Source organism: Pseudemcibacter sp. (assembly GCF_965661635.1).
Taxonomy (GTDB): Bacteria; Pseudomonadota; Alphaproteobacteria; order Sphingomonadales; family Emcibacteraceae; genus Pseudemcibacter.
The window spans coordinates 1-20,096 of sequence record NZ_CBFIEP010000106.1; the positions used below are offsets into that span (position 1 = coordinate 1).

Consider the following 20,096-nt stretch of genomic DNA (forward strand, 5'->3'; position numbering starts at 1 on the left):
CGATGGGAACAAGCATTTTTATAACGTCTGATACAGATATTTTAGGACGGACTTTCAGTATTTCAACGCAATATATGCCAAAGGATGCAGAAAAGCTTGAAATCAAAGACCCATTTTCACATTCAATCCAATGGTCAAGAAGGTTCATTGGTTTAAAAGTGTATCTATCGTTATTATTTTATGGCTGGGATGGCTATGATGACATCATCAGCCACCAAGCCCATATGGGCGAATTATTAAGGAAAAAGCTAAGCCAAAATGGTTGGACCATCATGAATAATACCGCCTTACCGGTCATCTGTTTTACGGATGAGAAGCACGGCAAAGATGAAAATTTCACGAAAACAATATTAGAAAAAATATATCAATCACAAAAATCCTGGATATCCATTTATCCCGTGAAAAATATCAACACATTCAGGGCCTGTATTACAAATTATAACACAGCGGAAAATGATCTGGACGAACTGGTCAGTGAATTAAATAATGAACGGAAAAAATATTTGAAATAAATAATTATGTCTTCATCTCTCGTAAATTTTAAATGCCCGCTTTCGACCCAAAGCGGACGTTCGTACCAAGAATTTTGACCAACCTATGCAATTAAGATAAGCTTTTAAAAACCTTAGGGAGAATGGAATGATACTTCACAACTTTATAAAACATCATGGTAATGTACAGAATTGGTTTGCAGTTGGGTTTGTAGTGATTGTGTTAGCTCTATCGCCTTCGTTAGCATCGGCACAAGCGTCCAAGCGCAATATTGTTCTGCTTGTTTCTGATGACCATAGCCCTGATCTAGGGGTTTATGGCAATCCTGTTATTCAAACTCCTAACTTGGATGCTTTAGCTAATGATGGCGTGATATTTAACAACGCTTATGCAACGACGGCCAGTTGTAGTGCCAGCCGTTCTGTAATCTTATCGGGACTTCAAAATCACCGTAATGGTCAATATGGACATTATCATGATTTTCACCGATTTCTGACATGGGATCATATTAAAACACTGCCTGTTCTGCTCCGCGAAGGTGGGTATCGCACAGCTCGGGCTGGGAAGTTCCATGTAGGGACCGAAGAAACTTATTCCTTTGATGAAACATTACCTAGTCCAGAGCGAAGCTCTGTAATCATGGCAGAGGGAATTAGTGATTTTATTAATGAAAAAGATGAGCGCCCTTTCTTTCTTTATTTTGCTACTAATGATCCGCACCGTGGGGCAAGGCGTAAAGACGATGGAACCATTGCTGGACTTGATGATGTCGACACGCCTGATGATTTTGGCAACTTATCAGAAGGGGCCTCTAACATTGACAATATTAGCTATGACCCTGCAGATGTCATCGTGCCAGATTTCTTGCCCGACACGCCCATGACACGTATTGAACTTGCAGCTTATTATCAGGCAGTTTCGCGCATGGATAAAGGATTTGGGAAAGTCATTGAAATCCTTAAAAAATCAGGAAAGTATGATGATACTTTAATCATATATATGTCTGACCATGGAATTGCCTTTCCGGGAGCAAAGACAACCACTTATGACGCAGGACTTAATGCACCTTTAATAGTCCGTCATCCTGATAACGCCAAACGCGGCACTCAAAATGATGCAATGTTAAGTTGGGTGGATATCACACCTACCATATTGGATTTTGCTGGTCTTGCTGAACCGTCCTATAATATGCAGATTATGCTTACCCCTATAAGTCAGCAAATGGAAGAAACTCACGGGCTTCATGGCCGTTCATTTTTATCCGTTTTGGATCAAACGCAGCCAGAAGGATGGGATGAGATTTATGCTTCACATACTTTCCATGAAATTCAGATGTATTATCCCATGCGGGTAGTGCGAGGGCGCAAATATAAACTCATTTGGAACATCGCCCATGATCTACCATATCCTGCTGCAGCCGATCTATGGGAATCGCCCACATGGCAGCGTATTTACCGTCAAGGCGGCGAAACCATGTTCGGCCCACGTACTGTTGACGAATATATGCACAGACCAGAATTTGAGCTTTTTGACATAGAAAATGATCCACTAGAAAGCAATAACCTTGCATACGATCCTGTTTATAGTGAAATATTAGAAGTACATAAAACCAAAATAAGAGAATTTCAACGCACGACGCAAGATCCATGGTTGCTAAAATGGACATATGAATAAATTAGACAGGTTGATTAAAATCGTTGCTTGAACATCCTTAATAACTGATCTAAGCTCTAAATCTTAGGCGTAGAATTAAACGGCGCCTTTATAAACTTAAGTCAAATTGCAGAATTGGGTTTCGCTTACCCGGAACGTGCTGAACCACGGTTAGAGGCGGCCGCGTTGGGAATATTTTGGCCACTCTGGTTTTTGCCACCCTTATTCAATTGCGCGTTAAAGTTACCGGAATTCTTTTGATCTGCGACAGCCGGACGTGTGGGTTTTACACCCGTTTCATGTGTTCCTCCTCTTTGATAAAAAGAGGGTACATGAATGGTGATAATTCGTCAAAAAATGCTCACAAATCAGGTTTGACCAATCATATCAATTCAAGTAAGTTATTCAAAGATTAGGGAAAAACTTTGAAGGCCTTATTAATCAGTTTAAAAATAAAAAAATAAATCTGGCCTTAATCGTTATCAAAAAGGAATTTTAGTGTCATTAACGTTCGAAAATATATCACTTACTGTTAACGGTGAGCGACATATTTTTGAGACGAATTTCACCTTTGAAAAAGCGACCATGAATGTTTTGTTGGGCGCAACATTATCCGGTAAAACAACGCTCATGCGGCTTATGGCTGGGCTTGAAAAACCCACTACCGGGCGGATACTTTGGAACGGCGAAGATGTCACCGGAAAACGGGTACAGGACCGTGATATCGCCTTTATTTATCAGCAGTTTATAAATTATCCTTCATTAAGTGTTTATGAAAATATTGCATCGCCCCTTCGCGTTATGAAAAAAAGCAATAATGAGATTGAGGAAAAAGTAAAAAAATGGGCTGATCTTATGAAGCTCACTCCTTTTTTAGAGCGTCGCCCGCTTAAATTATCAGGGGGTCAGCAGCAAAGATGCGCTCTGGCCCGTGCACTTATTAAGGAAGCAGGACTGGTTTTGATGGATGAACCGCTGGCGAACCTTGATTATAAGTTAAGGGAAGAATTACGGGAAGAAATTCCAAAAATATTTGAGCAGTCCGGCGCCATATTCGTTTATGCAACCACCGAAGCCGAAGAAGCATTGTTGCTTGGCGGTAATACGGCAACACTCCATGAAGGGTGCATTACACAATTTGGTAATACATCGTCACTCTACCACCAACCAAAAGACACAGTGACCGCCAGCATTTTTTCAAATCCGCCCATGAATTTTTTAAAGTTTAATAAAACAAATGAAAAAATGATTTTTGCGGATGGAACAGTAACCGCGCCCATAAAAAATATTCCTGATGGTGATTTTGTCGCAGGGTTTAGGCCCAATCATTTGGAATTAAATCATTCAAACAGTAACGCCATCAAATTTGACGCAACATTAATCACAACGGAAATAACCGGTTCTAAAACATATCTTCATATGGATCATCAGGATAAAAAATGGGTTGGACTAATCCATGGGGTTCATGAATTACCACTAGGTGAGGATATATCAGTATATCTTGACCCGGGGCATATGTTCATCTTTGATCAAAATGGCAGTCTCGTGCACTCTGCAAACGCAACAAAGGGGTGGGTATAATGGCAAAAATTACGCTCTCCACCCTCGCTCATAGTTATCTTGATAATCCTAAATCTGATGATGATTATGCCTTAAAACCGATTGATCATATTTGGGAAGATGGCGCCGCATATGCCCTGCTTGGTCCATCTGGGTGCGGCAAAACAACACTGCTTAATATTATATCCGGTCTATTAAAACCATCATCCGGTAAAATATTATTTGATGATTTTGATGTCACAGATAACGACACATCAACGCGCAATATTGCACAAGTTTTCCAGTTTCCCGTGGTTTATGACACAATGACCGTTAAAGAAAACCTCGCATTCCCCCTTAAAAACAGAGGGTTAGACGCTGATTATATCGAAAAACGTGTTTCTGAAATTGCTAAAATGATTTCCCTTGATGATATTTTGGATAAGAAAACAAACGGATTAACGGCGGATATGAAACAAAAAATCAGCTTGGGGCGCGGTCTTGTGCGGGAAGATGTGAATGCCATTTTATTTGATGAACCACTGACCGTTATCGATCCCAAAATGAAATGGGAACTGCGTACACAATTAAAAGCAATTCATCAAAAGCTCGGCCATACCATGATTTATGTAACCCATGACCAAACGGAGGCACTGACATTTGCGGATAAAGTGATTGTCATGTCCGACGGTGAAGTGGTGCAGATCGGCACGCCAACCGAATTATTTGAAAAACCAGAACATACATTTGTCGGATATTTTATCGGCTCGCCGGGAATGAATATTATTCCCGCAAAAGTAAACGGTCATAAAGCAATAATCGGCGATCATGAAATAATCCTGAATGATACATATGGAAAATTAGACGGTAAAGTCGAACTTGGTATTCGGCCTGAGTTCATAAAGTTTAGTGATGATCCAAATGCATTACCAATAACAATCAATAGAATTGAAGACGTAGGCCATTACAAAATAGCGAGAACCCGTTTTCAAAATCATGACATTAATATCATCATTAATGAAGGTGATGATTTTTCAAAAGACATGCACGGCATTATTTTTGATACGGAAAAAATAAATATATACGAAAATGATTGGCGGGTGGACCCATGAAGAAAACCCAAAATCAGAAAGCATGGTTCATGGTGTTGCCGGTTTTAATACTGGTGGCATTTTCAGCCATTATTCCAATGATGACGGTGGTCAATTATTCCGTCCAAGATACCTTTGGCAACAATGAATTTTTCTGGGTCGGGCTTGAATGGTTTGAAGAAGTGCTTCATTCAGAACGCCTCCATGATGCCTTGTGGCGACAAATTTTATTCACCGTTATCATCCTCGCCATTGAAATACCACTGGGTATATTTATGGCGCTTCATATGCCGAAGAAAAATGGCCTGTGGACGTCAATCTGTCTTGTTGTTGTTGCCCTGCCTCTTCTTATTCCATGGAATGTGGTCGGCACGATTTGGCAAATATTTGGCCGTATCGATATTGGTTTACTGGGATATACATTGGATCAACTGGGGATCAGTTATAATTATACGCAAGATACATTTGATGCGTGGTTTACGATTATCATAATGGACGTTTGGCACTGGACATCACTAGTATTACTGCTTAGTTACGCGGGGCTTCGTTCCATTCCTGATGCTTATTATCAAGCCGCCAAAATCGATCAAGCAAGCCGCTGGAGTGTCTTTAGGTATATTGAACTGCCTAAAATGAAAGGCGTCTTGATCATCGCTATTCTGCTTCGGTTTATGGATAGTTTTATGATTTATACGGAACCATTCGTCGTAACAGGTGGTGGCCCGGGTAATGCGACGACTTTTCTTTCAATAGATCTAGTTAAAATGGCCATTGGTCAATTTGATCTTGGTCCTGCGGCCGCCTTCTCGCTGATATATTTCCTCGTCATTTTGCTGGTTTCATGGGTATTTTATACAACCATGGTCAATATGGATAAGGAGAACGAATGATAAAAATCAATAAATCAACATTCATAATGATCCTTTATTTCGTATTTCTACTGTTACCGATTTATTGGTTATTAAATATGAGCTTTAAAACCAATCAGGAAATACTATCCACTTTCTCTCTTTGGCCGAGTGAATTTACTTTTGACAATTATATAGTCATTTTCAGCGATCCAAGTTGGTACGGCGGATATATCAATTCAATTACCTATGTTGTATTAAATACCATCATTTCACTTGCCGTTGCGATACCCGCTGCTTATGCCTTTAGTCGCTATACCTTTATGGGGGATAAGCATTTATTCTTTTGGCTGCTCACCAACAGAATGGCCCCACCGGCGGTTTTTGCCTTACCGTTTTTCCAGCTTTATTCAAGCGTTGGTCTTTTTGACACGCATATCGCTGTCGCGCTTGCACATACTTTATTTAACGTGCCGCTTGCCGTTTGGATATTAGAAGGGTTTATGCGCGGTGTACCTAAAGAAATTGATGAAACCGCCTATATCGACGGGTATAGTTTCTTTAAATTCTTTGGGAAAATATTTATGCCACTCATCGCATCAGGTATCGGTGTTGCGGCATTCTTCTGTTTTATGTTTTCTTGGGTTGAGTTGCTTTTAAGCAGGACGTTAACATCAGTTGATGCGAAATCAATTGCTGCGACGATGACCCGAACGGCGTCTGCATCAGGGCTTGATTGGGGGGTCCTTGCAGCAGCGGGTGTCTTGACCATTATTCCTGGCGCTCTTGTTATATACTTTGTGCGAAATCATATCGCCAAAGGTTTCGCATTAGGGAGGGTGTAATGGATTTATCATGGATGGGATGGACCGAACCAACCGCTATTTTCTTTGCATCGATTACTTTTGCGATCATAATTATGTTTATTTGGAGTATAAAAGCACCGCAGTCACCCCGAGTTGGCATATTAAAAATAGAAACAACGCCCGGTGATCGGTTATTTATATCTTTACTAGGTTCAGCCTTTATATGTTTAGGTTGGGTTTTCATGTTTGGCTCGCCAATATGGTGGTCATTGGCAGTTTGTGGATTATTTGCAGCCGCCGTATTTAAATGGGTTTAAGGAAATGACAATGAAAAAAAGTTTAATCATTATCACGGCATTTTTGACGTTTAACATCAACAGTTATGCGGATGATGCATTAACCGATAAATGGATTAATGAATTTCAACCCTCTGCTTTATCCAAAGAAGAGCAAAAGAACGAAATCAATTGGTTTATTAAAGCCGCCGAACCCTATAAAGGCATGGAAATCAGAGTGGTTTCAGAAACCATTGCCACCCATGAATATGAAAGCAAAACCTTAGCCGCCGCTTTCACTGAACTGACAGGGATAAAAGTCATTCATGATTTAATTGGCGAAGGCGATGTTGTTGAAAAACTTCAAACCCAAATGCAATCCGGTGAAAATATATATGATGCTTATATCAATGATAGTGACTTAATCGGCACCCATTGGCGTTATCAACAAGCGCGCAATTTAACAGATTTCATGAGCGGCATTGGTAAAGATGTCACTAATCCCAATCTTGATCTTGATGATTTTATTGGCACATCTTTTACAACCGGACCTGACGGAAAATTGTATCAATTACCCGATCAGCAATTCGCCAATCTTTACTGGTTTCGATATGACTGGTTCACGGATCCCCAAAATATGGCCGATTTTAAAGCAAAATATGGTTATGACTTAGGCGTTCCCGTTAATTGGTCAGCATACGAAGACATAGCAGAATTTTTCACGGGTCGTGAAATTGACGGTGAAAAAGTGTATGGCCATATGGATTACGGTAAAAAAGATCCTTCACTTGGCTGGCGTTTTACGGACGCTTGGATGTCAATGGCCGGCATGGGTGATAAGGGTGAACCAAATGGCTTGCCTGTTGATGAATGGGGCATTCGTGTGAATGAAAATTCGCAGCCTGTCGGATCATGCATGGCGCGTGGTGGCGCAACAAATAGCCCGGCTGCCGTATATGCACTGCAAAAATATGTGGACTGGCTAAAAAAATATGCTCCCCCTGCAGCGGCGGGAATGGTCTTTTCAGAGGCTGGCCCCGTTCCTGCGCAAGGAAATATTGCGCAGCAAATGTTCTGGTACACCACTTTTACACCCGATATGGTTAAAGCAAATATCCCTGTGGTAAATGATGACGGCACCCCAAAATGGCGCATGGCCCCCTCACCACATGGCGCATATTGGAGCGAAGGGACAAAAATCGGGTATCAGGATGCGGGTTCATGGACTTTAATGAAATCAACACCGGATAATCGCGCAAAAGCAGCATGGCTATATGCACAGTTTGTCACATCAAAAACAGTAGATGTTAAAAAATCACATATCGGATTAACATTTATTCGTGAAAGCTCTGTTCAGCATGCATCATTTACGGACCGTGCCCCAAAGCTTGGCGGCCTTGTAGAGTTTTACCGTTCCCCAGCCCGTATTAGATGGTCACCTACGGGTACAAACGTACCTGATTATCCAAAACTCGCACAGTTATGGTGGCAGAATATTGGTGATGCGACATCAGGCGATAAAACACCACAAGAAGCATTGGACGGATTATGCTTTGCGCAAGAACGGTTGCTCAGAAGATTAGAGCGTGCCGGAGTCCAGGGTGAATTCGGTCCCAAATTAAATCCAGAGCAAGGGGCCGATTATTGGCTTGCGCAAGCGGGCGCACCAAAAGCGAAGATTGCAAACGAGAAACCGTCCCCAATCACGATTGGTTATGACGAACTGGTTAAGTCATGGCAGTAACGAGCGTATTTAATCATTAAGGATTAGCAAATGGGCGATTACATTCTGTCAATCGATCAAGGAACCACGTCAACACGTGCTGTCGTTTTTGATCAGGAACTCAATATAATTTCGATGGCACAAGAAGAGTTCCCGCAACATTTTCCAAAGCCTGGCTGGGTTGAACATGATCCTGATGATTTATTTAACACCGCACTTAGCACATGCCGAGAAGCAATCAGTAAAGCTGATTTAACATCCGTCGATATTGCTGGTATCGGCATTACAAATCAACGTGAAACAACCGTATTGTGGGATTCTGAAAGTGGTAAGCCAATTCATAATGCCATTGTTTGGCAAGATCGACGCGCAGCGAATTTATGTGCGGATTTAATTGATGCCGGCCATTCAGAAATGGTTGCTGAACGCACAGGGTTATTAATCGATTCATATTTTAGCGGTACAAAAATTAGTTGGGTTTTAAAGAATATCGAAGGTGCACGTGAAAAAGCTGATGCTGGAAAATTACTTTTTGGTACCGTTGATACCTGGCTTATTTGGCGTTTAACGGGTGGGACCATCCACGCAACCGATGCAACCAACGCATCAAGAACAATGATATATGATATTAGAAATGGATGCTGGGATCAGGATCTATTGAAATTGCTTGATATTCCCGCTTCGGTCCTACCAGAAGTTAAGGATTGCGCGGCCAATTTTGGTGGAACTTTACCTGAATATTTTGATGGGACCATTAAAATTTGTGGCGCTATTGGTGACCAGCAAAGTGCGACGGTCGGACAGGCATGTTTTAGCCCCGGAATGATTAAATCAACTTACGGAACGGGATGTTTCGCCCTATTAAATACGGGCGATACCATTGTTCGTTCAAAAAACCGCTTACTATCAACGGTCGCCTATCAACTTGATGGCAGCCCATCATACGCCCTTGAAGGATCGATATTTATGGCGGGTGCCATAGTGCAGTGGCTTAGAGATGGTTTGAAAATGATAAATGATGCCACTGAAACACAGGCCTTGGCCCATCAATCGGACGACAATCAGAATGTTGTTATGGTTCCGGCTTTTACCGGTCTTGGCGCTCCTTATTGGGACGCAGAAGCACGCGGCGCCATATTTGGGATGTCGCGTGGCACGGGTCCCGCGGAAATCGCCAGAGCAGCATTAGAAAGTGTTGGTTATCAAACACGTGATTTAATTGAATCCATGTATAAAGATTGGAATGTCACAAATAACAACGATACGATCTTAAGGGTCGATGGTGGTATGGCGTCCTCTGATTGGACCATGCAATTCTTATCGGATATTCTTGGTGTTTCAGTTGACCGACCCAAAATATTAGAAACAACAGCCGTTGGCGCCGCCTATATGGCAGGCTTTTACGCTGATTTATTACCTGGCCCCGATGAATATGCACAAAAATGGGTTAGAGAAAGTCGATTTATCCCCGAAATGAGTACGCATCTTAGAAAAGAGAAATACGACCGCTGGCAAGATTGTGTTTCAAGAGTATTGTCAGAGCCCCCAAAATAGATTTATATAAAATGGCAAAGCAAACGAAAAATAATGCTGAACGAAAGCAACGGGTGCGTAACCGTAACGAAAAGAAAATCATTTCGGCTGCAGAAAACATATTCTCTGAAAAAGGATATAACACAGCAACCATCCAAGAAATTGCTGATAAGTTAAATATGCCGAAAGCCAACATTCATTATTATTTTCCGACAAAGAAAGATTTATATTTAACCGTCATTATGAAACTTCGTGACCTATGGAAAAACGAAGTAGACGTCATGATGACCAAAAGCGATGCTAAGACCGCCTTACTGATTTATGTCAGAAGCTTGCTTGATATTTCATTTGAAAATCCGCATGCCCATAAAATTTGGAATTGGGAAATGATGCGCGGCGCAAGAAACCTTACGTCGGACATTCGTGAAAGCATGAAAAAAAGAAATAAAAAAGAAACTGCGCTCATTCAGAGTTGGGTCGATACCGGACAAATTGTTTCGATTGAACCACAAAATTTACTTTATTTCTTATGGGGTATTACGACACATTTTTCACATCAGCGGGATCAAATTAAAATTTTAAACGGCAATAAACACTTAGGCAAAGAGCAGCATGAAAAGGTATATGATGATGCCGTCAATATGATCTTAAGAGGCGTCATCATTGAATAAACGCTGATATCCATACTATAAATTCTTATCTCTTTCTTCATAAAAATTGACTATATAGTCAAGTTTTTTATAATCTTCCTTTGATTTTATCATCTAAGGAAAAAATATAATGAAAAATGAAAATAATTGGGGCTTTGATACCAATGCGATTAGAGCCGGCGAATATCGTGATCCGGCAACAGGCGCACATAATACCCCTATATATCAAACCGCCACATTTTCATTTGAAACATCAGAAGATTTGACGCATGCCTTCAAAAATTATGATGATCCCAATGGACCAAACCTTTATACTCGCGAAGGAAATCCAACAATTGACATGCTGCAAGATAAAATGTCGGTTTTACAAGGAACAGAGAGCAGCTTAGCGATGTCATCGGGTATGGCAACAGTTGCAGCGGCCGTTCGTTTGTGCGCGAAATCAGGGGATCATGTGATTGTCACAGATAAGCTATTCGTCATTAGCCGCAATTTTTTCGTTGAAGAATGTCCGGAAATGGGAATTGAAGTCACATTTATCGATATGCTTGATTTAGATAGCGTGCGCAGTGCAATTAAACCAAACACAAAGGCTCTATTTGCAGAGACAATTACTAACCCTCAAATGTGTGTTGTTGATCTTACTGGCCTAAAAGAAATTGCCAGTGATCATGATTTATCCTTTATCGTTGATAATACTTATCTTGGGCCTTATCTGCTTCGTCCTGTTGAATATGGCGCAGATTTAATTCTTGATTCTGCCACAAAGTATCTTAGTGGTCATGGTGATGCTGTTGGTGGTATTCTGTGTGGGTCTGAAGAACATATTGCAAAAGCGCGATCAACGATGTCTTCGTTCGGACAGTGTATTAGTCCCTTTAATGCATGGCTTATTTTACGTGGTATTCGCACACTCCCGCTAAGAATGGACAGACACAGTAAGAATGCGCTGGCGCTCGCAAACATGCTTAAAAAACATGAAAAAGTTGATTGGATACGTTATGCGGGCATACCAGAAAGTTATCAAACCCAATTAATAGAAAACCAATTTCCTAAAGGGTGTGGCGGCATGCTATCATTCAACATTAAAGGTGATCCAAATAACCTTCATCAATTTATGAATGCCTTGAAAATGGTTGATATGGCAACCAGCCTCGGCGATGTATACACATTGGCTGCCGCAAGAGTAGACTATGGTTTAATCAGAGTTTCAGTTGGCTGCGAAGATGAGAAAGATATTCTCAATGATTTTTCACAAGCCTTAGACGCCGTCCAAATATAAAGGTAATTAGTCACACATTAAATTAGGTAGACAGCAATGCAGCCATCAAGAGAAAAGTTTTCATCAAAATTTTTAACGATTATTGTAATGGTAGGCGCGGCTGTTGGGCTTGGAAATGTTTGGCGGTTTCCATATATGATGGGGGCCAATGGTGGCGGAACATTTTTATTATTTTATATTATTTTCACGGCCCTTATCGCTATTCCAGCTATGACAGGTGAACTCACATTAGGTCGCAACACACGCAGTGGTTCAATCAAAGCCTTTGAAACAGCTATGGGAAATAGGTTCGGTCAATATATCGGCTGGTTAATGGTGGCTTGTTATATGATTTCAAGTTCCGCTTACTTGGTCATCCTTGGCAACCTTTTATATGCATCAATTTTTGCTGGCACCACCGGATTTAACGCATGCTCAACTCCAGAATATGAAGCAAGCCTTGCAAATGGATGGATGCAGTATACGTTTGCCGTAACCGTTCTGCTTGGCACACTCTTTATTGTTTATCTTGGTGTGGTAAAGGGTATTGAACGTGTTAGTAAAATCATTGTGCCTTTGTTTTCAGCAGTGCTTCTTTATTTGGTCGTATACACGTTTTTATTAGAAGGCGCGACCGATTACATGGTTGAGTTTTTGAAACCCGATTGGTCCAAGGTAAACAGCGATCTTATTTTTGCGGCGCTTGGTCAGGCCTTTTTCTCATTAGGGTTGGGCGGCACCATCATGGTGATTTATGGCAGCTATATGTCTAAGGAAGAAAATATAATTAATACGGCGACAAGCACGGCTCTCTTTGATGGCGGTGCCGCTCTTATGGCCACATTTTTCATTGTACCGACCGTCCTAATCTTTGGTTTAAATATGTCGCAAGGGCCAACGCTTCTGTTTTACACATTACCGCAAGCATTCGCCGTTTTGCCAGGAGGAAGAATAATTGGTGCCGTGTTCTTATTGGCTTTATTCCTCGTCGCATTTTTATCGATCGTTGCAACAGTAGAAGCCGTCGTCGGCAGCATTAGTGAACGATTAAAAGGGGAAAATAGCCGAAAGAAAATTATCCTCGCATTGTTAATTGTCGAAGTGCCTATGATTATCCCAAGTGCCCATGACCCGGATTTCATAGGTAAAGTTGATCTTTATTTTGGGTCAGGAATGCAAATATTCGGTAGTGGCCTTGCGGTGCTCGTGATAACGCGCTTCTTATCAAAATTTGATTTTTTACATGAAGTTTTTGGAAGCGTAACCATGAAGTGCCACCAACATTATTACCGTTGGATTAGAACAGCCGTGCCTATAACAATCTTTATTGTTCTGGCTACCTACCTATGGTCTCAATTTACGGCTTAGCCTTTAAAAAATTGCTCATTCTTTTCAGTAAAAATCAATTTTTCATGCTTGCTTTTTCGCCCCGAAACACGTTTTCGCCATACCCGAAAGCTAGAAGGTTTTAAGTAGGAACGCATAATCTTGATGACCTGCTTTTCACTGATACCAGTTTGTCTTTCTATTGTATCAAAGCTGGTATCATCGCACCAAGCCATTTCAATGATCTGATTATATTCGTTTGAGAGTTCACTTTTGGGGGCTTTATTTTTCAAATTATTCTACCTTCATCAATAGCATTAAACGATCTCACCGCGATCTAGTGAATTCAAAAACCGTCTGCTATCTTCTTTTATTGCATTGATTTTGTCTAATTCCATTTTTTCAAGTAGGTTATAAACTATTCTTAGCCTGTTATTATTGCTCAACTTTTCTTGATTTCGAATTAAAAAATCCCAGTATAAATAATTAAATGGGCAAGCATCAGGTCCATTTTTCTTCGTCGCTTTATAGCGGCAATTTTTACAGTAATCTGACATTTTATTTATGTAAGACCCGCTCGCCGCATAGGGTTTAGACGCTAAATTACCGCCATCTGCAAATAAAATCATTCCAGTAACATTTGGAAGCTCGACCCATTGAAAGGCATCGGCATAAACGATTAAATACCATTCATTTACTTCTTCGGGTGATAAACCTGCTATGAGTGAAAAATTCCCTAGTACCATTAAGCGCTGAATATGATGGGCATAGGCATTTTCTTTGGTTTCCTTAACGCATTGACGCAGGCAATTCATTTGCGTTTCGCCGTTCCAAAATAAATTGGGCAGTTTACGGTTTGCTTCTAAATAGTTTTCATTTTCATAGTGCGGCATTTTCAACCAATAAATACCGCGGACATATTCCCGCCAGCCTATTATTTGCCGAATAAAACCCTCCACCGCATTAAGAGGGGCCAATCCTTCTTCATATGCATTTTCAGCTTCACGCACACATTCATAAGGTAATAGAAGTCCACAATTAATGTAGAAACTAATATGAGAATGATACATCCACGGCTCACCTTCTATCATGGCATCCTGATAATCACCAAAGTGAGCGAGGCGTTTATTAATAAACATAGTAAGGGCATTTAGGGCATCATCCCTGGTAACGGCAAAATAGAATGTTTCAAGATCGCCAAAATGATCTGGGAAAAAATGCTCGACTAATTTTATAACGTCTTGTGTAATAGTGTCTGGTTTTTTATCGAATGGTTTAGGTACCGACAATCCTTCTTTAGGGGGCTTACGGTTTTCTGCATCAAAATTCCACGCGCCTCCCTTTGGCTTTCCCTTATCCATTAGAATTTCATATTTTTTTCGCATCTCGCGATAGAAATATTCCATTCGTAATTGTTTACGACCCTCTGCCCATGTTTCGAACTCTTCATGAGTGGATAAAAACCGGTCATCCGCTCTTATTTCAAGAGGCACGCCAAAATCCGTATTTTTAAGATCTTCCAATACTCGATATTCGCTTGGTTCCGTGAAGATTACTTTGCTTGGTGAATAAAGTTTAATCACGCGTTTAAGTTCAGCTACAAATGAATTTTTATTCTTTGCATCATCAAGCTTGGTATAACGTAATTGATACCCTAGATTTAACAGCTCTTTTGCAAAGTGCCGCATCGCAGAGAAAATAAATGCTATTTTTTTCTTATGATGTTTAACATATGTAGCTTCTTCCCATACTTCACACATAAAAATCATATCTTTTTCAGGATTAAATCCTTCAAGACAAGATATTTTTTGATTGAGCTGATCACCTAGTATAAAGTGTAAATTCATAAGAAAATTTTAGAAGCATATTTATATTTAATGCTTCCCGCGCTTTTAAACAGAATTAAATTACTTCGAACAATTGGCGTTTCACGCAAATCATACCGAAAACTACACTTTGTTTACGTTATGAAAACAGTATTGGACGCAACTTAATAAATTACAGTCAATTATTATCGGCCGATGACTTGTACACTATCACTTTGTGCGCTTTTATCTGGAACAATATAAACTTTAACGCCTTTCAAAATGTCAGTCATTTCTTCTAAGTAAAGCCTACGTTCCATTGATTGTGGTGATTTTTGCCATTCTTGGGCCAAGTTTGTAAAGCGCGCCACGTCACCTTTTGCTTTTTCAATCCGGGCGAACTTATTTGATCGACCTTCATTTCTAATTCTATTTGCTTCTGCTTCCGCTTCAAATAGCATTTGATTTTTCTGGGTCTCTGCTTGCTCAAGAGTACGGTAGCGATCTGAATTGGCGTTTTGTACAAGTTGAAACGCATCCGCAACACCATCATTATTCGGCGGTGATAATGATTTAATGATAACATCCTGAACTTGAATTCCAATTTGTGCTTCATCTAATTCAATTTGCATCGCTTGCTGAATTTCTCTACCCAGTAATTGACGGCCGGTGGTTAAAATATCATCGACACTTTGCTCCACGAGTGTTCGTGTCAACATTTTTTGCGCAAGAAAATCAAGAAACACTTCCGGGCTATCATGGGACACTTCGTATAAATCAAGTTGCGTAATTGTATACTGAATATCAATTTTAATCTCTACCAAGCTCGCGCCGCCCGTCATCCATAAATTACGCGCTCCGAAGGTAAAGCTTTCTAGTTCCGGTGCGGTTTCACCAACAGATAGTATCAAGTTAGCTTTGGTGGTTTTAACGGTTTGTCTGCCAAATGGATATGGCAAATTCCAATGAATTCCAGCCTCAACATTCTTATCTATCATTTTGCCGAAAATATAAGTAACGGCTGTATCTTCGGGCTCCACCGCGTAAAAACCCGTTACCGCATATAACGGTATAATAAGTGCGCCTAAACTATATAAAATTTTCTTGAACATCTTTTTATCCACCTATCTCTTCTTTAAAGGTGGGTTGGTAAGAAGATCAAGTAGGGGCGAATCTTCTGGTAAGATTAACGTTGTGTCATCATCAATGATGCTCTGGTAAACCTCTAGAGTTCTAAGGAATTCATAAAAATCCTCTCTGTCTTTATAGGCTTCAGCATATATGCGCGCGGCTTCGGCTTCACTTTCACCGCGGGCAATTTCGGCATCTGCTTCGGCTGACGATATAATTTCAGCACTTTGTCTGCTGGCGTCAGCGAGGATTTTTCTTGCTTCAGCATCCCCTTCTGAACGATATGATTTTGCAATACGTTCACGTTCTGCACGCATACGTGCATAAACACTGATCAAATTCTGAGCTGGGAAATTAAATTTTGATACGCCGACGGTCGAAAATTCAATACCATAATCACGGCTGGCAATTGCTGATGCTTCCGTGAATATTTTCTGCTCCATGGCTAAAATATTTTCTGACGCCTTCATATCTTCTAATTGTGTAATGTCAGCAGGAATATAATCAGTAAATGGTTTTTGACCTAGGGCCGCACCAAAGAGCGATTTCACAAGATTTTCAATTCGAGCCTCTGCTGCATCACGTGTTCTTAAAGCGGTCAGGAATTTTTCAGGATAGATAATTTTCCACGTTAAAAAAGAGGACACAATGATATTCTTTTTATCAGACGTCAGGAATTCTTCTTCCGGGATGATCTGATACATGTTTCTCTTATCAAAACGAACAACGCGTTCAAAAGGAATGGGAAGCTTTACTTTTAATCCCGGATCATCATGCACGGCGACCGTACGTCCAAAGCGTGTCAGAATGCTATATTCGGCTTCATTTACGACATAAAATGATGTTGTAAGATAACATGCTATCAAAACCGAAACTATAATGGTGGCTTTATTATTAATCATTTTAAATATCTTCCTTTAATCCTTAAACTTAAATCTGACCACGTCTTCTGCATTGGGGTCGAGCCACAAATCAAGGCCTTGAGAATTTCTTAGGCCGTTGAGATAAAGCGTCGGTAAAACCAATGATTTTTCCTGTGCTTCAAGCTGTAGTCGTTTTTCAGTCAGATATGGATATTCTTGGTGAACATCAGCGAGCGGTTTAAATCCTGCTGCTTCCCCTTTGGCACTTGCCACATTATTCACTGCATTAATTCTTGCATTTGCCTTAATGGTTTCAGAATTTCCTTTTGCTTCGTTAAGCATGGAAATGGCATCACCATCGGCTAGGAATAATTCTCTTTGTAAATCTTCTAGGGCACTTGCTACATCACGAAATGCATCATGCACTCTATTAGGTGCATGAACATAAACGAGCCTTGCATCCAATACATTGAAGCCCTGCTCTAGCGACTTTACCTTAAGCTTTAATGCTTCGCGAAAACGGCTTTCGAGGTTTCCTCGCTCCGTTGTGAATACTTGATCGATTGGCAATTGTATTGATTCAGAAACAAGAACCTGACGCGCAAGATCCATTAAAAGATTATCATTTTGCTCGCTGTAAAAATGGTAATTATAAATATCATCAATTTCATAAGTAATAACCGACTTAATCAACAATACATTTTCATCAGCCGTTAAATAGGTATTGGAGTTTTCATAAGAATTAACCCGTTGGCCGCTTACGGTAAAATTACCAAGACTTTCATCAATGGAAATTTGGCGTACGGTACTGCTTTCCACAACAACCGTTTCTGTAATCGGTGACGGTAATCTAAAATAAAGACCGGCCGATAAATCTTTATCAACCACTTCACCGAAACGCATAATCATCCCTTGACTGCCCGGTGGCACTTGAAGCGTGTAAAATGGATAAAGCGCAATAATAAAAATTGCCGCTAGAGCAGTCGTCAGGTTTTTCTGATGTGTTTTTAGAAAACGCCCCGCAATCGCTGCTTGTTTTTTAAGATCATTTAATGGCGCACGGTAACTCTTACGCCAGAAGCTAACAAGTACAAGACCAACAAAAACAATAGTCGAGGCCATTTTTAAAACGAACCAAAAGGTGCTATCTACACTATTAAGGGCTATCGTTGCTTCTGATCTGATAATATCCGCTGCAAAATAATCAAGCGTAATTCCGAATATAATAGCCACAATGATAATGGAAGACAAATACGCCCACATCACTCTATAACCAAGCATCTTACCGACGATATTAATGGTCGCAATACTGGTCGCAGGACCGGTTAAGAGATACACAAGTGCTGCCCCTGGTGAAAGACCGCTAACGATCAAGCCGGCGGCGACGGGCGTGGACATGCTCGCGCAAGTGTAAAGTGGAACACTAATCAAAACCATAATCAGCATTGAAAGAAGAACCGCTAAAAAGCTATCACCAAATGAAAAGAAATTATCAGGAACAAGCGCAAGCATGATACCAGTAATCACAAGCCCGACGACAACCCAGAAGGCAATATCATCAAGCATCGGGCCAAAGCCATATTTGAATATGCCTTTACCTTTTTCTTTTAAGGTTTCATTTTTTGAATCTGCAAGATCATCGTGATGATGATGGTGGTGATCGTGATCATGGCCACGCCCATCATGATGATCGTGATGATGATGTTCCGAAAGCTCATCAAGTTTCTTTTGCTCTTCTTTAGAAAGCGCGACTTGTTCTTTTTCATCGCGCGTTAAAAACGCGCACGCCAGGCCTGCGGCGATTGCGCTAATTATGGCGGCAAATGGACGGTATATGGCCATAACTGGCCCAAGCAAACCATAGGATACAATAACGGAATCGACACCCGTTTCCGGCACGGATACAATGAATGAGGCCGTCGCCGGTTTTGAAGCACCTTTTTTCCTGAGTGTTGCTGCAGCGGGAAGCACGCTACATGAACATAACGGAAGCGGAGCCCCTAAAAGCGTCGCCCAGAAAATACCTTTAATACCGTTTTGCCCTAGATTTTTCGTAATCAATTTCATAGGGATAAATTCGTGCATTATCCCGGAAAATAACAATCCGAATAAAATAAATATTGAGCTCTGATAAAATATTCCAATGATCTCAGTAAAGATACTGACCATAATATCATATAGGGCTAATATAAACTCCATAACTTGACCTTTTATAATTTATCTAGCAGGCACCCTAAAAAAATATTCATTCTTCCCCAGTCCCTTTTTTTCTGATTCCAGAAGGCCTAATTATTATAGAGTTTTATCAAAATAATAAAGCCTTTCTTCAATCTTCAGAAATGTAGCAAAATTATAAACGCAAGTAACCATAAGATTCAAACATTATTCACTAGAAAAATGTTATTCCTCATTACCAATGCCATATTCGTTTCGGATGGCTTTGCTAATCATATCAGCATCATATGATATACTATCTGGCTTATCGTTAAAAAGCATAATGGTCATTTCACTTTTTCAATCGGACGGAACCGCTTTTATTAAACTAACTTCCGGTTTGGCCAACTGTCTAATTTATGACGTTAACTACATGAGTTTCTGGTTGATCACGATTAATTTATATTTCGTGAATTTGTTACAGCTCCAATAGTTGGTAGTATATTTTACATCAATTAAATTCTGGGGTTTGCTATGCTAAAAAAAAATATCAATTTTCTTCATCATCCTTTTCGTATCTCTATCGATAAATCAAATATCTATCGCAAAAGATCAGGACGCAACGCTAACTCTGATCTATAACCCAGCGACCAGTCAATCTGATATGAAAAGACTGATTAAAGAATTTGAAAAGGAGTTTGGCACTGTTCAACCATTTGATTTAAAGAAAAATACTAATTTTTATATTTATTACTATGTAACGGACGAGAATTACGTCCAATTTGAAATGACACGGCAAGATCAAGAAAATATAATAGGTAGAGATCTATCCTCATTTACGTCAGATGGATTTATCGGGTCTGCTAAATATTTAGCATTTAAAAGACGCACTATGATAGATGGAAGATTTTCTTCAGGAAGAAGGAATATTACTGCCAAAGATATT

18 protein-coding genes are annotated in these 20,096 nt (G+C 40.3%); 13 read left to right on the forward strand and 5 right to left on the reverse strand.

The genetic code is table 11. From position 1 onward, the window contains the following. The 12 genes from ACTF6W_RS07230 to ACTF6W_RS07285 form a co-directional block, all read left to right on the forward strand. A partial coding sequence (locus tag ACTF6W_RS07230; protein WP_438993870.1) for a pyridoxal-dependent decarboxylase occupies nt 1-512 on the forward strand: 512 nt, incomplete at its 5' end. A 127-nt stretch (nt 513-639) separates the two neighbouring features. Then, the gene (locus ACTF6W_RS07235; protein ID WP_438993871.1) at nt 640-2,166 is read left to right on the forward strand and encodes a sulfatase family protein; all 1,527 of its coding nucleotides are present in this window, start codon (nt 640-642) and stop codon (nt 2,164-2,166) included. A gap of 477 nt (nt 2,167-2,643) precedes the next feature. Further along, nucleotides 2,644-3,726, forward strand: coding sequence for an ABC transporter ATP-binding protein (locus tag ACTF6W_RS07240; RefSeq protein ID WP_438993872.1), 1,083 nt, complete (start codon nt 2,644-2,646; stop codon nt 3,724-3,726). Further along, nucleotides 3,726-4,796 carry an ABC transporter ATP-binding protein gene (locus tag ACTF6W_RS07245; RefSeq protein ID WP_438993873.1) on the forward strand — a complete coding sequence of 357 codons (1,071 nt, stop codon included), beginning with the start codon at nt 3,726-3,728 and terminating at the stop codon, nt 4,794-4,796. The genes ACTF6W_RS07240 and ACTF6W_RS07245 overlap by 1 nt, the downstream gene beginning before the upstream one ends. After that, the gene (locus ACTF6W_RS07250; RefSeq protein WP_438993874.1) at nt 4,793-5,665 is read left to right on the forward strand and encodes a carbohydrate ABC transporter permease; all 873 of its coding nucleotides are present in this window, start codon (nt 4,793-4,795) and stop codon (nt 5,663-5,665) included. Before ACTF6W_RS07245 ends, ACTF6W_RS07250 begins: the two co-directional genes overlap by 4 nt. After that, complete coding sequence (locus ACTF6W_RS07255) at nt 5,662-6,468, forward strand: carbohydrate ABC transporter permease (protein ID WP_438993875.1); 807 nt, start codon at nt 5,662-5,664, stop codon at nt 6,466-6,468. The genes ACTF6W_RS07250 and ACTF6W_RS07255 overlap by 4 nt, the downstream gene beginning before the upstream one ends. Beyond that, nucleotides 6,468-6,746 carry a DUF2160 domain-containing protein gene (locus ACTF6W_RS07260; protein ID WP_438993876.1) on the forward strand — a complete coding sequence of 93 codons (279 nt, stop codon included), beginning with the start codon at nt 6,468-6,470 and terminating at the stop codon, nt 6,744-6,746. The genes ACTF6W_RS07255 and ACTF6W_RS07260 overlap by 1 nt, the downstream gene beginning before the upstream one ends. Before the next feature lie 10 nt (nt 6,747-6,756). After that, the gene (locus tag ACTF6W_RS07265) at nt 6,757-8,448 is read left to right on the forward strand and encodes an ABC transporter substrate-binding protein (protein WP_438993877.1); all 1,692 of its coding nucleotides are present in this window, start codon (nt 6,757-6,759) and stop codon (nt 8,446-8,448) included. A gap of 30 nt (nt 8,449-8,478) precedes the next feature. Then, nucleotides 8,479-9,981 (forward strand): glycerol kinase GlpK, encoded by a 1,503-nt coding sequence (gene glpK / locus ACTF6W_RS07270; RefSeq protein ID WP_438993878.1) that lies wholly within the window; start codon nt 8,479-8,481, stop codon nt 9,979-9,981. 11 nt (nt 9,982-9,992) lie between these two features. After that, nucleotides 9,993-10,631, forward strand: coding sequence for a TetR family transcriptional regulator C-terminal domain-containing protein (locus ACTF6W_RS07275; RefSeq protein WP_438993879.1), 639 nt, complete (start codon nt 9,993-9,995; stop codon nt 10,629-10,631). A gap of 109 nt (nt 10,632-10,740) precedes the next feature. Next, complete coding sequence (locus ACTF6W_RS07280) at nt 10,741-11,892, forward strand: trans-sulfuration enzyme family protein (RefSeq protein ID WP_438993880.1); 1,152 nt, start codon at nt 10,741-10,743, stop codon at nt 11,890-11,892. 36 nt (nt 11,893-11,928) lie between these two features. Beyond that, a complete protein-coding gene (locus ACTF6W_RS07285) occupies nt 11,929-13,239 on the forward strand; it encodes a sodium-dependent transporter (RefSeq protein WP_438993881.1) in 1,311 nt (436 codons plus the stop codon). On the opposite strand, the gene ACTF6W_RS07290 is transcribed toward ACTF6W_RS07285, so the two are convergent. From ACTF6W_RS07290 to ACTF6W_RS07310, 5 genes are all read right to left on the reverse strand, one after another. Further along, nucleotides 13,236-13,490: a TIGR03643 family protein gene (locus ACTF6W_RS07290; RefSeq protein WP_438993882.1), complete on the reverse strand. Its 255-nt coding sequence runs from the start codon at nt 13,488-13,490 to the stop codon at nt 13,236-13,238. The genes ACTF6W_RS07285 and ACTF6W_RS07290 overlap by 4 nt on opposite strands. A gap of 24 nt (nt 13,491-13,514) precedes the next feature. Next, nucleotides 13,515-15,044: a cryptochrome/photolyase family protein gene (locus tag ACTF6W_RS07295; protein ID WP_438993883.1), complete on the reverse strand. Its 1,530-nt coding sequence runs from the start codon at nt 15,042-15,044 to the stop codon at nt 13,515-13,517. Nucleotides 15,045-15,208: 164 nt separating this feature from the next. Beyond that, nucleotides 15,209-16,114 carry a protease modulator HflK gene (gene hflK, locus ACTF6W_RS07300; RefSeq protein WP_438993884.1) on the reverse strand — a complete coding sequence of 302 codons (906 nt, stop codon included), beginning with the start codon at nt 16,112-16,114 and terminating at the stop codon, nt 15,209-15,211. A 12-nt stretch (nt 16,115-16,126) separates the two neighbouring features. Continuing rightward, entirely contained in the window at nt 16,127-17,035 is a 909-nt protein-coding gene (gene hflC, locus ACTF6W_RS07305; protein WP_438993885.1) for a protease modulator HflC, read from the reverse strand. A 15-nt stretch (nt 17,036-17,050) separates the two neighbouring features. Beyond that, the gene (locus tag ACTF6W_RS07310) at nt 17,051-19,195 is read right to left on the reverse strand and encodes an SO_0444 family Cu/Zn efflux transporter (protein WP_438993886.1); all 2,145 of its coding nucleotides are present in this window, start codon (nt 19,193-19,195) and stop codon (nt 17,051-17,053) included. Nucleotides 19,196-19,814: 619 nt separating this feature from the next. Between ACTF6W_RS07310 and ACTF6W_RS07315 the strand changes: the two genes are divergently transcribed. Beyond that, nucleotides 19,815-20,096 (forward strand): hypothetical protein (locus ACTF6W_RS07315; protein ID WP_438993887.1); only part of this gene is annotated, 282 nt, incomplete at its 3' end.

Coding starts and splice junctions, on each gene's coding strand:
- ACTF6W_RS07260 (WP_438993876.1), top strand. CDS start 6,468: ATGGATTTATCATGGATGGGATGGACCGAACCAACCGCTATTTTCTTT.
- ACTF6W_RS07295 (WP_438993883.1), bottom strand. CDS start 15,044: ATGAATTTACACTTTATACTAGGTGATCAGCTCAATCAAAAAATATCT.
- ACTF6W_RS07245 (WP_438993873.1), top strand. CDS start 3,726: ATGGCAAAAATTACGCTCTCCACCCTCGCTCATAGTTATCTTGATAAT.
- ACTF6W_RS07250 (WP_438993874.1), top strand. CDS start 4,793: ATGAAGAAAACCCAAAATCAGAAAGCATGGTTCATGGTGTTGCCGGTT.
- ACTF6W_RS07265 (WP_438993877.1), top strand. CDS start 6,757: ATGAAAAAAAGTTTAATCATTATCACGGCATTTTTGACGTTTAACATC.
- hflC (WP_438993885.1), bottom strand. CDS start 17,035: ATGATTAATAATAAAGCCACCATTATAGTTTCGGTTTTGATAGCATGT.
- ACTF6W_RS07285 (WP_438993881.1), top strand. CDS start 11,929: ATGCAGCCATCAAGAGAAAAGTTTTCATCAAAATTTTTAACGATTATT.
- hflK (WP_438993884.1), bottom strand. CDS start 16,114: ATGTTCAAGAAAATTTTATATAGTTTAGGCGCACTTATTATACCGTTA.
- ACTF6W_RS07275 (WP_438993879.1), top strand. CDS start 9,993: ATGGCAAAGCAAACGAAAAATAATGCTGAACGAAAGCAACGGGTGCGT.
- ACTF6W_RS07280 (WP_438993880.1), top strand. CDS start 10,741: ATGAAAAATGAAAATAATTGGGGCTTTGATACCAATGCGATTAGAGCC.
- ACTF6W_RS07235 (WP_438993871.1), top strand. CDS start 640: ATGATACTTCACAACTTTATAAAACATCATGGTAATGTACAGAATTGG.
- ACTF6W_RS07255 (WP_438993875.1), top strand. CDS start 5,662: ATGATAAAAATCAATAAATCAACATTCATAATGATCCTTTATTTCGTA.
- glpK (WP_438993878.1), top strand. CDS start 8,479: ATGGGCGATTACATTCTGTCAATCGATCAAGGAACCACGTCAACACGT.
- ACTF6W_RS07310 (WP_438993886.1), bottom strand. CDS start 19,195: ATGGAGTTTATATTAGCCCTATATGATATTATGGTCAGTATCTTTACT.